This window comes from Paenibacillus sp. JT31N17, from assembly GCF_056269255.1.
This window is the reverse complement of record NZ_JBWDNP010000003.1, coordinates 502,528-515,690: the sequence shown is the minus strand read 5'-3', so window position 1 is coordinate 515,690 and position 13,163 is coordinate 502,528. Positions and strand designations below refer to the sequence as shown.

Here is a 13,163-nt window from a genome sequence, read left to right as displayed (position 1 = left end):
GCTTATGAAGAGAAAACGACTACTTCACCAGCGCGACGATTTTTTGTGCGCCGTCGGCCATGGAGTCTGCGGCCACGATGTTCAATCCGGATTCGTTCAACATTTTTTTGCCCAGCTCCACATTTGTTCCCTCAAGGCGAACAACGAGCGGACGATCCAGTCCAAGTTCTTTGGCAGCTGCAATAACGCCATCAGCAATGATGTCGCATTTCATGATTCCGCCAAAAATGTTAACGAAGATACCCTTCACTTTTTCATCGGAAAGAATGATTTTGAAGGCCTCCGTGACTTTCTCCTTCGTAGCACCGCCCCCTACATCGAGGAAGTTGGCCGGGTCTCCGCCATAATATTTGATAATGTCCATCGTCGCCATAGCAAGTCCCGCACCGTTGACCATACAGCCGATATTGCCGTCCAGGGCGATATAGCTAAGGTCGAATTTGGAAGCTTGAATTTCTTTGGCATCCTCTTCATCCAGATCGCGGAGCTCAAGGATATCCTTGTGACGATAGAGCGCATTGGAGTCAAAGTTCAGTTTGGCGTCAAGCGCCATGACATTGCCGTCGCCTGTGACAACGAGTGGATTGATTTCCGCAATGGAGCAATCCTTGTCCACAAAAGCCGCATAAAGCGCAAGCATGAACTTGGCTGCTTTATTGACCAGCTCATTAGGAATGTTGATGGCGTAAGCCAGCTTCTTCGCCTGGAATGGCTGCAGCCCGATAGCCGGATCAATCACTTCTTTAAAGATTTTCTCCGGGGAGTGCTCGGCGACTTCTTCAATCTCCGTGCCGCCCTCTTCGGAAGCCATCATGACAATACGGCCTGTTCCACGGTCGACCACGACACCGACATAATATTCTTTCTTAATGTCGCAGCCTTGCTCGATCAGCAGGCGCTTCACTTCTTTACCTTCAGGACCTGTCTGGTGCGTTACCAGCACTTTACCCAGGATTTCGCCCGCATATGCGCGAACCTCGTCCAAATTTTTGGCAACCTTGACGCCGCCCGCTTTACCGCGTCCACCTGCGTGGATTTGGGCTTTTACCACAACAATCGGTGTTCCGAGCGCTTCAGCAGCTTCTACTGCTTCATCGACAGAAAATGCCACTTTACCCTCTGGAACGACGACCCCGTACTGTTTCAAAAGCGCTTTTCCTTGATACTCATGGATATTCATTACGAGAATCCTCCTATCCGCAGTCAAATCCTACGATCTCTAGACAAAAGAATAACAAGCAAAGTGCAGCAGAAGCGGCAGATTCCAGTAGAAAGGAAGCCGACCTCATGCGGACCTTACTTATATTTCTGTGGGGAAGAAAACTGCTCGAACATCATCAGATGCCAGCGCGGCTCTCCCTTGTCTTCGCTTAAAACCCTTACTATTGTAGCACGTTTCGGCAGGGCTTTCCTAATTATTTGTGATAAAGATCGAGCTTTTTTGATATTAGTTCCATCTCGAATCGAGATGGGATTACAGGCAATTGACCTTAATATTGGACGGCTTGAACGTCTGATTCTCGTCCGCTATATTATGACCTATTGTCAGAAATATATCGGTCATGAATTGATATCCATTTGCCTCTTCACACAAAGGAGCTTATATTGACAACCATTTATGGTCTGGACTATTATGGGGAAATAGCAAGCTTGATACGGACACGTGAGGAAGCACCTTCATCCGATATGACGATGGGGGTGTTTTTAATATGTACGGAAGTATGTTCAGCGCCAGTGTGTACGGAGTTGAAGGCAGACTGATTACGGTTGAGGTGGATATATCGAATGGCCTGCCGCAGGTAAATGTAGTGGGACTCCCCGACCCGGCGGTGCGCGAATCCATCGAGCGTGTCAGAGCCGCAGTCAAAAACTGCGGATTTAAATTTCCTATGGAGCGGATTACGGTCAATCTTGCCCCGGCGGATCTGCGCAAGGAAGGTACCGCCTTTGATCTGGCCATTGCCGCCGGCATTCTGTCCGCGAGCGGCCAGCTTCTTCCGGAGCTGTATCAGGGCACGCTTGTCCTGGGCGAGCTGTCTCTAAGCGGGGAGATCAGACCTGTTAACGGCGTGCTTGCCATGGTGGAGCAGGCAAGAACAGCCGGTATGGGGCGTGTTCTACTACCGGAGGAGAACGCTGCGGAAGCCGCTTGCATTGAAGGTATGGAATTGTTCGGTATCCGGCATTTGCGCGAGCTGGGGGATTACCGGCAAAATGGAACAAAACTCGGCAATTGGGAAGCTCTCCGCTACGATCACAGAGCCGCATCGCGGCTTCGCCATCCGGATGGCGAAGCCGGCAAGCAGCTGTTTGAACAAGGTGACTACGGCGATGTCCTTGGTCAGCACCATGCCAAGCGTGCCATGCTCATTGCCGCTGTTGGCCAGCATAATGTGCTTCTGTCCGGTCCGCCGGGTACAGGCAAAACCATGCTTGCCCGCAGGCTCCCGGGCATTATGCCTCCTCTTGAGGAATCGGAGGCACTCCAGGTGACCAAAATATACAGCGCGGCCGGCAAGCTCGGACACGGACCGGCCTTGATGAGGGAGCGTCCATTCCGTACTCCCCATCATACGATTTCGGCTCCAGGCCTTATCGGAGGAGGATCAGTACCAAGACCCGGCGAGGTCACGCTTGCACATCGCGGCGTTCTGTTTCTGGACGAGCTGCCCGAGTTCTCGCGTACAGCTCTGGAGGTGCTCAGGCAGCCGCTTGAGGACCGGGAGGTTACAATCGCCAGATCCAGAGCCGTTTTCCGCTTTCCGGCTTATTTTCTGCTGGCAGCTTCCATGAATCCATGCGCATGCGGCTATTATGGGCATGAAACAGATGACCATCTTTGCCAATGCAGCCCTCAGCAGATCGCCCGCTACCGCACCAAAATTTCCGGACCTCTGCTCGACCGCATCGACATGCATATCGAGGTGCCTCGGCCGCCGACAACCGAAGGACTGAAAACCGGAATGAACTCATCACAAATGCGGAGTATCGTTCTGGAAGCATCCGCACGCCAGCAGGAGCGGATGAAAGGCTTGCGTCCAATCGCAGAACTGGCAGGCGATTCGCTGAGGCGTGCCGTCGATTTGACACAGGAAGCCGACCGGATGCTCAAGCTGGCTTTTGATTCACTCGGCGTAAGTCTTCGCGCCCATGACCGGATATTGAAGCTGGCGCGGACAATCAGCGATATTGAGCAATCCGATCTGGTGGAGGCCGAGCATATCGCGGAAGCGGTTGGCTACCGCAGCCTCGACCGGAATTTGCTTACATTATAAAGGCAGGCATAAATCATAGAAGGCTCTCGTAAAGCTTCCGGGTCAGGAAGCTTTACGAGAGCCTTTGTCTGTAATAGGAGAACGTATAAATTCCATTACACGCTGGATATTTTTTTATGGGAATGAAACCTGGATTGCCCCCAGAGGCAGGCAGCCGTTTCTTCCTGCAGCGTGTATTTTAAAACGCCGCTTCTATATGATTCAGCTCTACGACGCTGCCGCTGCCGCGGTCGACCATCACGGCAATTACATCGAAACGCACATGCATCCCATACGTCCCGGTTGCCTGCATGTAAACCTCGGCAATGGTGCGTACCTGCCGCTGTTTGCGCGCATCCACGGATTCTGCCGCTGTACCAAAGCGTCCGCCGCTTTTTCTTGTTCTAACCTCCACAAACACAAGATCAGCACCCTGTCTGGCGATAATGTCCAGCTCGCCGAAGCGGCAGCGCCAATTGCGGTGCAGAATGGTGCAGCCTTCCTGAAGCAGCAGCTCCACAGCCGCTTCCTCACCCTGCCTGCCGGTAGCACCTCTGTCGTCCGGCTTCAACGGACTGCGTTTGTTCCTGGAATTGTTCACTTCCCGATATCCCCCGCTCTTCGGTCCGAACGATAGACGAAGGACAAGATTTCTGCCACCAGCGTATACAGCTCAGGAGGAATTTCCTGATCGATATCGAGCTTAGACAGCACCTCGACAAGTGACGAATCATGCTGGACCGGGATGCCGTTTTCTGCCGCCTTGCTTAAAATCGCTTCCGCAATCGTTCCGCTGCCCTTGGCGATAACGACAGGCGCACTGCGCTCGTCCGGTTCATATTTCAGGGCCACCGCTTTCTTGATCGTCCCTTTCTCTTTTGCCTGCCTCATGCGCGGAAGTCCACCCCTTTGTATGGCTTCATTGACCAAGCCGGAACAGCTGCAACGGAGGAATCCTCCACCGAAGATCCGTCTGCACCCTGCCGGCTTCTGTCGGGCATTGGCGTTGCACGCAGCGACAAAAGCTGGAAGCCCGCTTTCTGAAGCGTCTCGTTCATCTCGGGTCTGGATGCTTCAAGCAGCTCCGAAATTGCTGGATGATCATTCCATAGATTCAAACTGACTATTTTATTGACTACCTGTACATCAACAACCGTCTCTCCCAGCGTCTTCATGCGCAGATCAAATAAAAGCCGGCAGTTCTCCGCATCCAGCTCCCCCTTGCGCCCGCGTCGGGTCTGGATATGTATGGATGCGGTTTGGCTTCCATCCTGCCCCTGCATCGGAATGAACAGCGTGACATGCGAAAATAGCGAGGCGGTACGTTCAGGACTCAACAGAAGCTGCTGGCCTGTAATATGCTGGACCAGCTGCTGCGCGGTATCTTTCAGCACCTGCGGCACGTCATCCCCTGCAGCAAGCGTGATCAGCGCGCTCTTGAGCGTATCTGCAGCGGCTGGCTTGTCAGCGGTTAACTGACTAGGCCCGGGCAGAACTCCTTCATCTGCGGCAGCATGAACCGGCAGCGAAGAGGACCCAGGCTGACGGGACATATCCGCCGGCGAAGGGATATTTGCGCCTTTCTGCTCAAGGGGAGCATGGGTCTCTTGATGAGCAGAGGCAACAATCCGCGCAGGCTGCTGGTTGTTCTCCGGCGGTTTGGATGCACGCGCCTCGTTTGCGGGCGGCTCTGCCGCTGTCCCGTCTGTTGGAGACGAGCCGGCGGAGGCAGCCAGGAGATGCTCGTGATCGACGCCAAGCCATTTGATAAGCTGGCCGACCCAGCCGCCTGTGCGCGGCGGGTTCCCCGCCGCAGCGGAATCTTCGGCCGCTGCGCTCGGGGCTTGCTGCGCCGTGCCTGCAGCGGCTGCTGCGCGCTCAGCGGGGGGCGCCCCGGCCGCGCTGCCGGGTACCGGCGCGGCCATTGCTGCGCTTCGCGCAGCTGAAGGAGCAGCGGCTTCGCCCGCTGCTCCCGCCTCGGGCGCGGCGGCTGTGCCCGCGCCCGGACCTGCGGCGGGCGGCTGCGCCCCGCCCGCGCCCTGCGCTGCGCGCATCAGCGCTGCCCCTTCGGGCAGCAGCGCCGCCAGCTTCGCTGCAGCCGCCTGCGCCGCAGTACGCGGCTGCGCGGGGTCGTCCGCGTTATCACCCGCGGACGCGCCGCTCCAGGCGGCCAGACCCTGCTCCAGCGCCTCCAGAAGAGCATGCGCCTGCGTACCGCTCATCACCTGCTGCAGCGAGCCGATCGTCGCTGCGGTCATCGGCAGGCCGCGCTTATAGCCAAGCGCAGCCGCCTGCATCCACAGCCTGGCGTCGCCACCGGCAGGCATGGCGGCCCTGGCCTCTTGAAACTGCGCCGCTGCATCCTTCAAGGGAGCCGCGCCTTCCCGGCGCAAATCGCGAACCAGCGCAAGGGACCATTTCTGATCCGGAAGCCCCAGCGCCTTTACCCATTCCTTCAGACTGCCCTCCGGCAGATCAGCGGCCTGCTGGTCAACGGGCTTCAGCACCAAAGAGCCGCCGCCGGACTGGGGCTGCACCTGGAGCAGCGTGGACTGGCCTGGCTGCAGGGGCACCTCCAGCTTGGCGCGAACCTGAACGCCATTGATCTGCACAAGCGCATCCTGATTATCCAGCACCTGCAGCAGAACGCCGCGCACAATTTGTCCGATTTTCAGCTCCAGCGCCTTGCTGTCAACCGGCTGGGCATCGCCGATCAGTCCTCTCATCAATTGTCCGATATTCATTAACCGCCACTTCCTTCCCTTAGCCGCTGCTGCGCATTCACCGCTTTATATGGCCCAACCATTCGCTGATATCCTTATCCTTTCAATATCGGCTGAATCCTCTATCTGCATTAGAATATGGGTATATGGCGGACAAAAACCGCCCTCACAATGGCGGCAGTAAACCCCGGTACGGGCTTATTGCCGCCAAAACGGGCGGTTTTAGTTGAATTATTGAAAAGCCGGTCCTTTTTAAAACAACACCTGCTGTTCCACGAACAGCTTGCCCAGGAAGGACTGCCGGTGCATGGGACTGGGACCGTATTCCAGCAGTTTTTCCCGATGCTGCCTGGTTGCGTATCCTTTATGTATGGCAATACCGTAAGCGGGATATAAGGCATCCCATTCCTTGACGCACAGCCGGTCGCGGGTCACCTTGGCCAGGATGGAAGCTGCGGCAATGGACTGGCTTCTGGCATCCCCTTTAATAATGGCCAGCTGCGGAATATCGCAGTCAACCTTCTCAGCGTCGACCAGCAGATGGTTTGGCTGCACACAAAGCTGCGAGACCGCCTGCTTCATAGCAAGGCGTGCCGCCTGCTTGATATTAATTTCATCCACGGTTGCCGCGTCGACTCTGGATACAGCCCACGCGACGGCATGGTCGATAATGACAGCATAAAGCTCCTCGCGTTTCTTCTCTGAAAGTTTTTTGGAATCGTTAATACCCTCGAGCACCAGCCCTTCCGGCAAAATAACGGCAGCTGCCACAACATCCCCAAACAGACAGCCCCGTCCTACTTCATCGATCCCGGCAATATAAGGACAGCCCTGCTCCCACAAGGGCTGTTCAAATTCCAGCATCCGCTTCTCCCCGTTTCCCCTCTTTACGCAAAAGTACCGAGCGCGAAAGATTAATTCCCCCATCTATGTATACAGTATCAATAGCTTGCCGTTCAGGTTTACCCTTGATTTTAACCTAAACGGCCGCCCCCATGAACAAGGCAGCCGTCATTGTTTCCTTCATCCGGTGCCTTATTTCAGGTCATCCGGCGTTTCCAGCGAAATCCGGCCCAGGCTGCCTGAACGCAGCTCACGCAAAATAATGCCGGATACCTTCTCCAAATCGACGCGCCCACCGCTGATGAGACAGCCCCGCTTGCGGCCGATATCCTCCATCACCCGGACGATTTCATCAGCATCGTCAAGATCCTTGGGAGGGTCGGTAATCCCAAACCGCTCCGAAGTCGGCCCCCAATAACGCCTGACCAATTCCTTAACGGCAAAGAAGGCGATATCCTCCACGTTAAGGATTTGCTCCCTGATCGCGCCGGTCATCGCAAGGCGGTATCCCACCAGAGGATCCTCGAATTTGGGCCACAGAATCCCAGGTGTATCGAGCAGCTCCATCTCTGTGCCGACCTTGATCCACTGCTGGCCCTTGGTGACGCCCGGCCGGTCTCCCGTGGCGGCAATATGCCGTCCGGCCAGACGGTTAATGAGCGTGGACTTCCCCACATTGGGTATGCCGACGATAAGCCCCCGCACAGCCCGGGGATTCACGCCCTTGGCGATTTGCCGCGCGATTTTCTCATGCAGCAGCTGCTTCGCGCGGACCGGGATTTCATTCACCCGCGTCCCCGTCGACGAATCCACCGCCAGCGCGGCATGTCCCGCTTTTGTAAAGAATGCGATCCATTGCTCCGTCGTACGGCTGTCCGCCAGATCTGCCTTGTTCAGGACAATAAGACGCGGCTTATCCTTGAGGATTTCATCAATCATGGGGTTGCGGCTCGAAATCGGTACCCGGGCATCCAGCAGTTCTATCGTTAAATCGATCAGTTTAAGCTTGTCTTGAATTTGTCTCCGGGCCTTCGTCATGTGGCCGGGAAACCATTGAATTGTCATGCAAACAGCCACCTCATCCGTGTTTCACAAACGTAATTTTGCTCATCGGCCAGAAAATCACATCTGCCCTGCCAATAATTTGCTTGTCCGATACATAGCCGATCATCCTGCTGTCCCGGCTGTTCCGGCGGTTATCCCCAAAGGCCAGAATCGTGCCGTCAGGCACAATATCCGTCTGGAAATTTTCATTCGGGAAGTTGCGGTCAGCGCCCTGATTATTAAATATTTCACCCTTTGCGATGGCCGCATCAATGGATTCCTTCAGATAAGGCTCTTCCACCTTCTCGCCGTTTATGTACAAATTATCGCCATCATATTTCACTTTGTCTCCGGGCACGCCGATAACCCGTTTAATGAAATCGCGATTTTCTTCCGGCACGTGGAAAACGACGACTTCACCATGCCTCGGCTGGCGGATATCGTAAATGATTTTGTTTACAATCAGACGCTCGCCAGTATAAAAGTTAGGTTCCATCGAAGGACCGTCGACAATAAACGGGGCAAACAAAAAGTAGCGAATGACAACCACCAGTATCGCGGCAATCGCCAAAGCCTTGACCCATTCAAATACTTCCTTTTGCGCCTTGCCGCCGCCTTGCTTGGCTGGTGGGGTTATCGTCTCCACCTCCTTATGCCCGGTAGTTGGGGTTTCATTTGATTTTGTCGTCATTTCATTCAACTGCTGACCATTCTCATCAAGATTATGCGGTTGATCCATGATTTACACCCTCTTCTGCAGCAAGTTCATTACGTCGTCCTGTACGTCCGATGCAAGTATCTTCCCTTTGAAATATCAGAAAAGTATTCAAACGAACCTTATGCCTTCTGATATATGAAAAAACGAAAAGGGACTTGTTTGAGCAAGCCCCTCCCCAGTCATTACATTAACGAATTTCTTTAATTCTCGCAGCTTTACCGCGAAGATTGCGAAGATAGTACAGTTTAGCGCGGCGTACTTTACCGCGACGCATAACTTCGATCTTCTCGATTTTCGGCGAGTTAAGCGGGAAAGTTCTTTCCACGCCCACACCATACGAAATTTTACGCACGGTAAACGTTTCGCTGATGCCGCCGCCGCGGCGTTTAATAACGACGCCTTCGAAAAGCTGGATCCGCTCACGAGTTCCCTCGATAACTTTAACGTGTACCTTCAGCGAATCGCCTGGGCGAAAGTTAGGAAGATCCTTACGTAAATTTTCTTGAGCAATCAGTTGTACAAGATTCATTGTAATCACTCCTTCCACCATAGACGTTCATATAAGCTCATCGGTCCTCATATGGACCGGATCATCGCTTAGTAGCGGACCGTCCGACTATACAAAAGCAACACCAGAAATTTTACCACAATCGCTTGTATAAAACAATGACTTTATTTCCAGAATCCAGACAGGCGCCAATCTGATGACTCCCATTAACACCCTCATCTGAAAATCAAGTCTTTACAGCCTATTTCTGCACGTTTCCGGTTTCCCGGTCAGCCATCAAACGGCGTAGCCACTCCCGTTCCTTCTTGCTTAATTCTACCTGCTCCAGGAGCTCGGGACGACGCTGCAGCGTGCGAAGGAGAGATTGTTCCCGTCTCCATGCCGCCACGTTCGCGTGATGGCCGGACAGGAGCACATCCGGAACCTCCATATCGCGGAAAACAGCCGGTCGCGTATAATGCGGATGCTCAAGCAGCCCTGTGCTGAAAGAATCGGTAACCGCCGAATTCTCATTGCCCAGAACGCCGGGCAGCAACCGGACGACACTGTCAATGACAACCATCGCGGGCAGCTCCCCGCCGGTCAGCACATAATCGCCGATGGACAGCTCATCTGTTACCAGATGCTCGCGGATCCGCTCATCGTAGCCTTCATAGTGGCCGCACACAAATACAAGATGCTCGGCAGCCGACAGCTCTTCCGCTTTACGCTGCGAGAACGTCTCTCCCTGCGGGCACATCAGAATGATACGCGGTGGCGTGGAGCCTTCGGGCTTCAAATCTTCGACAGCCGCAAAAATCGGCTCAGGCTTGAGCACCATTCCGCCGCCTCCGCCATAAGGGTAATCATCCACCGTATTATGCTTATTATTGGCATATTCACGAAAGTTAATCGCTTGAAGACTAACCAGTCCCTTGTCGCGCGCTTTTCCCAAAATGCTGGCTCCGAATACGCCATCGAACATTTCCGGGAACAGGGTTAACACGTCGATTCGCATCCCTTTAAATCAACCCTTCCATCAGGTGCACCGTGACCGTTTTCGTCTCAATATTGACATCCAGAAGCACATCATCGATCACCGGTATGAGAATTTGTCTGCCCTTGGGCTTTTGCTCCTGCACAACCCACACATCATTTGCGCCCGGCACGAGGATCTCTGTTATGATGCCAAGCTCCTCACCCTCATCCGTCACAACCCGGCAGCCGATGATCTGGTATTGATAATACTCGCCATCTTCAAGCTCAACCATGTCGTCCTTGGTTACAGCGAGCACCCAGCCTTTATATTTCTCCACATCATTAATGTTATCGAAGCCTTTAAGCTTCACGATAAACATGTTTTTCTGCGGTCTGGCGGTCATGATTTCCACGATCAGCTTCTGCCCGGTCTCCTGATTCATCAGCGTCAGCTTGTTGCCTGCCGCAAAACGCTCCTCCGGAAAATCCGTCTGGGAGTACACTTTCACTTCCCCGCGTATGCCATGCGTGTTGACCACCTTGCCAACCATCAGCCATCCTTGTTCCATCGCTGTTACCTTCCTCTTTCCATTTTTCCGCTTATCGTATACTTGTCCCCGTACAAGGCTAAAAAAAAGGGCTAGGACGTTGATCCTAACCCTCTCTTGATGTACGATCTATGAAATAATATCGACGATCACACGTTTTTGCGATTTCACGGCAGCCGATGTTACCACCGTCCGCAGCGCTTTCGCAATCCGCCCCTGCTTGCCGATTACCTTACCGATATCGCTGGCATGAACCGACAGCATGTAGACCGTGCCGCGATCGTCTTCCTTCACATCGACGCGTACATCCTCCGGGTAATCCACTAAAGCCTTAGCTATGACAAGAATCAAATCTTTCATCATCAAGGCCCCCCGTAAAAGTGTCCTACTTCTGAAGTTTCAGCTCATGAAGCTTCGTCATAACACCAGCTTTGGAAAGCAGGTTACGAACGGTATCGGATGCTTGCGCTCCGTTTTGAAGCCATTTCAATGCCTTCTCTTCATCAATGTTCACCTGTGCCGGTTGGGAAACCGGATTGTATGTGCCGATCTCTTCAATAAAACGACCATCACGCGGGGAACGGGAATCGGAAACAACGACGCGATAAAAAGGCGCTTTGTGCGCTCCGATACGTTTCAAACGAATACGTACTGCCAAGAAAATCACCTCCTTCAAAAATTTACAAAGTGAATATTCATACCCGGATGCCGGTCGATTTCAAGATTTGATGTGTAATCCCGCTTCAGGAATAACAACGAAGATCCAATTTGAATTTTAAGGACATCCCCTAGAAAGGAAACTTCATGCCTTTGGGAAGCATCCCTTTAAGACCCTTCATTCCGCCCTTTGGACCCTTAGGCCCCATCATCGAGGAGAACTGCTTCATCATTTTGCGCATGTCGTCAAACTGCTTGATCAGCCGGTTCACATCGGCCACCGTCGTGCCGCTGCCTGCCGCTATGCGCTTGCGACGGCTATGATTAAGAATCTCCGGTTTGCGCTTCTCATCCTTGTTCATCGATCTGACGATCGCTTCGACACGGTTGATCTGCTTTTCATCCACCTTGAGATTTTTCATTTCTTTCATTTTGCCCATGCCGGGCATCATGTCCATCAGTTGATCCAGCGGACCAAGCTTGCGGACCTGCTCCATCTGTTCCAGGAAGTCATCGAATGTAAATTCGGCCGTACGCATCTTGCGCTCCATCTCGGCGGCTTTATCCGCGTCGATGCTGGACTGCGCTTTCTCGATCAGAGACAGCATATCGCCCATGCCCAGAATACGGGAAGCCATCCGCTCCGGATGGAACGGCTCAAGCGGCTCGATCTTCTCGCCGGTAGCCACGAATTTGATGGGACAGCCCGTTACGGCCTTGACCGACAAAGCGGCACCGCCGCGCGTATCGCCATCAAGCTTGGTCAGTACAACGCCGGTCAATTCAAGCTGGCTGTGGAAGCTCTGTGCTACATTGACCGCTTCCTGCCCCGTCATCGCATCCACGACAAGCAGCACTTCATCGGGCTGCGTCACTTCATGCACCTGACGAAGCTCATCCATCAGGGCTTCATCAATGTGAAGCCGTCCGGCCGTATCCAGAATGACATAATCCAGTCCGTTGTCCTTGGCATGCTGAAGTCCGGAGCGGGCAATTTCGACCGGAGAGGTCTGATCACCGAGCGTAAATACCGGCACTCCGATTTGCTCACCAAGCACCTGAAGCTGCTTGATCGCAGCCGGACGGTAAATATCTGCTGCCACGAGAAGCGGCTTATTGTTGCTCTTCTGGAGCATCTTGGCAAGCTTCGCAGAGGAGGTCGTCTTACCGGCCCCTTGCAGTCCCGCCATAAGAATAACGGTCGGCGGTTTGTTGGCCTTGGCAAGCTTGCTTTGGGTTCCGCCCATCAGCTCCGTCAGCTCTTTGTTGACGATGTCGACAACGACCATCCCGGGAGTGAAGCTTTTTGCCATCTCCAGACCGATTGCCCGTTCCTTGACCTTGGCGATAAAATCTTTCACGACTTTGAAGTTAACGTCGGCTTCCAGCAGCGCCAGACGCACTTCACGCATTGCTTCGTTTACGTCTTCCTCCGACACCTTGCCCTTGCCCCGCAGCTTGCCGAACACATTCTGCAGCCGGTTGGATAACCCTTCAAACGCCATTTTCATCACCTCTAAAAGTTCTGCTTACATATCCCGGATGCCTTGAGCAATCCGCCGCAGCTCATCTGCCAGATCATCCATCCCGCTAAGACCGTCTGCGCAAGCCTCCAGCCTGCTCAGCCATTCCTTGCCGGCTTCATGCTTCTGCAGAAGATGCAGCTTGCTCTCGCAGCTCTCCAGAACGGATTCTGCCCGCTTAATATGCTCATATATAGCCTGGCGGCTGATTTCAAACTCCTCGGCAATCTCTCCAAGCGAATAATCATCGTGAAAGTAGTATTTAAGAAACGTCCGCTGCTTCTCGGTGAGCAGCAGCCCGTAAAAGTCAAACAGCATGTTGATTCGATTTGTTTTGGTCAGGGCGTCAGGTTCAATTGCGGTCAACTCAGCCACCTCTTCCGTCAAG

The 13,163-nt window shown here is 53.7% G+C and carries 15 protein-coding genes; 1 reads left to right on the top strand and 14 read right to left on the bottom strand.

Annotation, left to right across the window (positions count from 1 at the left end):
* Positions 1–19 precede the first annotated feature (19 nt).
* Complete coding sequence (gene sucC, locus AC0YOB_RS14205; protein WP_210041234.1) at positions 20–1,180, bottom strand: ADP-forming succinate--CoA ligase subunit beta; 1,161 nt, start codon at positions 1,178–1,180, stop codon at positions 20–22.
* Between the two features lie 529 nt (positions 1,181–1,709).
* Here sucC and AC0YOB_RS14200 point away from each other — a divergent pair.
* Complete coding sequence (locus AC0YOB_RS14200; protein ID WP_475793337.1) at positions 1,710–3,275, top strand: YifB family Mg chelatase-like AAA ATPase; 1,566 nt, start codon at positions 1,710–1,712, stop codon at positions 3,273–3,275.
* 178 nt (positions 3,276–3,453) lie between these two features.
* On the opposite strand, the gene AC0YOB_RS14195 is transcribed toward AC0YOB_RS14200, so the two are convergent.
* The 13 genes from AC0YOB_RS14195 to ylxM all read right to left on the bottom strand — a co-directional run bounded on the left by AC0YOB_RS14195 (position 3,454) and on the right by ylxM (position 13,093).
* On the bottom strand, positions 3,454–3,855 hold the full coding sequence (locus tag AC0YOB_RS14195) for a YraN family protein (RefSeq protein ID WP_475793336.1): 402 nt from the start codon (positions 3,853–3,855) through the stop codon (positions 3,454–3,456).
* Positions 3,852–4,145: an EscU/YscU/HrcU family type III secretion system export apparatus switch protein gene (locus AC0YOB_RS14190; protein ID WP_475793335.1), complete on the bottom strand. Its 294-nt coding sequence runs from the start codon at positions 4,143–4,145 to the stop codon at positions 3,852–3,854. The genes AC0YOB_RS14195 and AC0YOB_RS14190 overlap by 4 nt, the downstream gene beginning before the upstream one ends.
* Positions 4,142–5,998 carry a flagellar hook-length control protein FliK gene (gene fliK / locus AC0YOB_RS14185; protein WP_475793334.1) on the bottom strand — a complete coding sequence of 619 codons (1,857 nt, stop codon included), beginning with the start codon at positions 5,996–5,998 and terminating at the stop codon, positions 4,142–4,144. Before fliK ends, AC0YOB_RS14190 begins: the two co-directional genes overlap by 4 nt.
* 231 nt (positions 5,999–6,229) lie before the next feature.
* A complete protein-coding gene (locus AC0YOB_RS14180) occupies positions 6,230–6,841 on the bottom strand; it encodes a ribonuclease HII (protein WP_475793333.1) in 612 nt (203 codons plus the stop codon).
* Between the two features lie 171 nt (positions 6,842–7,012).
* The gene (gene ylqF, locus AC0YOB_RS14175) at positions 7,013–7,885 is read right to left on the bottom strand and encodes a ribosome biogenesis GTPase YlqF (protein ID WP_475793332.1); all 873 of its coding nucleotides are present in this window, start codon (positions 7,883–7,885) and stop codon (positions 7,013–7,015) included.
* Between the two features lie 13 nt (positions 7,886–7,898).
* A complete protein-coding gene (gene lepB, locus AC0YOB_RS14170; protein ID WP_475793331.1) occupies positions 7,899–8,603 on the bottom strand; it encodes a signal peptidase I in 705 nt (234 codons plus the stop codon).
* Positions 8,604–8,769: 166 nt separating this feature from the next.
* Complete coding sequence (gene rplS / locus AC0YOB_RS14165) at positions 8,770–9,111, bottom strand: 50S ribosomal protein L19 (RefSeq protein WP_210041246.1); 342 nt, start codon at positions 9,109–9,111, stop codon at positions 8,770–8,772.
* 220 nt (positions 9,112–9,331) lie between these two features.
* Positions 9,332–10,087: a tRNA (guanosine(37)-N1)-methyltransferase TrmD gene (trmD, locus tag AC0YOB_RS14160; protein ID WP_475793330.1), complete on the bottom strand. Its 756-nt coding sequence runs from the start codon at positions 10,085–10,087 to the stop codon at positions 9,332–9,334.
* 4 nt (positions 10,088–10,091) lie between these two features.
* Positions 10,092–10,616 carry a ribosome maturation factor RimM gene (gene rimM, locus AC0YOB_RS14155; protein ID WP_475793329.1) on the bottom strand — a complete coding sequence of 175 codons (525 nt, stop codon included), beginning with the start codon at positions 10,614–10,616 and terminating at the stop codon, positions 10,092–10,094.
* 108 nt (positions 10,617–10,724) lie between these two features.
* On the bottom strand, positions 10,725–10,955 hold the full coding sequence (locus tag AC0YOB_RS14150; RefSeq protein WP_210042239.1) for a KH domain-containing protein: 231 nt from the start codon (positions 10,953–10,955) through the stop codon (positions 10,725–10,727).
* Between the two features lie 25 nt (positions 10,956–10,980).
* Complete coding sequence (gene rpsP, locus AC0YOB_RS14145) at positions 10,981–11,253, bottom strand: 30S ribosomal protein S16 (RefSeq protein WP_188992563.1); 273 nt, start codon at positions 11,251–11,253, stop codon at positions 10,981–10,983.
* 130 nt (positions 11,254–11,383) lie between these two features.
* The gene (gene ffh, locus AC0YOB_RS14140; protein WP_475793328.1) at positions 11,384–12,757 is read right to left on the bottom strand and encodes a signal recognition particle protein; all 1,374 of its coding nucleotides are present in this window, start codon (positions 12,755–12,757) and stop codon (positions 11,384–11,386) included.
* 24 nt (positions 12,758–12,781) lie between these two features.
* Positions 12,782–13,093 (bottom strand): YlxM family DNA-binding protein, encoded by a 312-nt coding sequence (ylxM, locus tag AC0YOB_RS14135; protein WP_379112716.1) that lies wholly within the window; start codon positions 13,091–13,093, stop codon positions 12,782–12,784.
* Positions 13,094–13,163 lie beyond the last annotated feature (70 nt).

What these genes read in the sequence shown, in the direction of transcription:
- sucC (WP_210041234.1), bottom strand. Translation starts at nt 1,180, where the DNA reads ATGAATATCCATGAGTATCAAGGAAAAGCGCTTTTGAAACAGTACGGG.
- AC0YOB_RS14200 (WP_475793337.1), top strand. Translation starts at nt 1,710, where the DNA reads ATGTACGGAAGTATGTTCAGCGCCAGTGTGTACGGAGTTGAAGGCAGA.
- AC0YOB_RS14190 (WP_475793335.1), bottom strand. Translation starts at nt 4,145, where the DNA reads ATGAGGCAGGCAAAAGAGAAAGGGACGATCAAGAAAGCGGTGGCCCTG.
- fliK (WP_475793334.1), bottom strand. Translation starts at nt 5,998, where the DNA reads ATGAATATCGGACAATTGATGAGAGGACTGATCGGCGATGCCCAGCCG.
- AC0YOB_RS14180 (WP_475793333.1), bottom strand. Translation starts at nt 6,841, where the DNA reads ATGCTGGAATTTGAACAGCCCTTGTGGGAGCAGGGCTGTCCTTATATT.
- ylqF (WP_475793332.1), bottom strand. Translation starts at nt 7,885, where the DNA reads ATGACAATTCAATGGTTTCCCGGCCACATGACGAAGGCCCGGAGACAA.
- lepB (WP_475793331.1), bottom strand. Translation starts at nt 8,603, where the DNA reads ATGGATCAACCGCATAATCTTGATGAGAATGGTCAGCAGTTGAATGAA.
- rplS (WP_210041246.1), bottom strand. Translation starts at nt 9,111, where the DNA reads ATGAATCTTGTACAACTGATTGCTCAAGAAAATTTACGTAAGGATCTT.
- trmD (WP_475793330.1), bottom strand. Translation starts at nt 10,087, where the DNA reads ATGCGAATCGACGTGTTAACCCTGTTCCCGGAAATGTTCGATGGCGTA.
- rimM (WP_475793329.1), bottom strand. Translation starts at nt 10,616, where the DNA reads ATGGAACAAGGATGGCTGATGGTTGGCAAGGTGGTCAACACGCATGGC.
- AC0YOB_RS14150 (WP_210042239.1), bottom strand. Translation starts at nt 10,955, where the DNA reads ATGAAAGATTTGATTCTTGTCATAGCTAAGGCTTTAGTGGATTACCCG.
- ffh (WP_475793328.1), bottom strand. Translation starts at nt 12,757, where the DNA reads ATGGCGTTTGAAGGGTTATCCAACCGGCTGCAGAATGTGTTCGGCAAG.
- ylxM (WP_379112716.1), bottom strand. Translation starts at nt 13,093, where the DNA reads ATGCTGTTTGACTTTTACGGGCTGCTGCTCACCGAGAAGCAGCGGACG.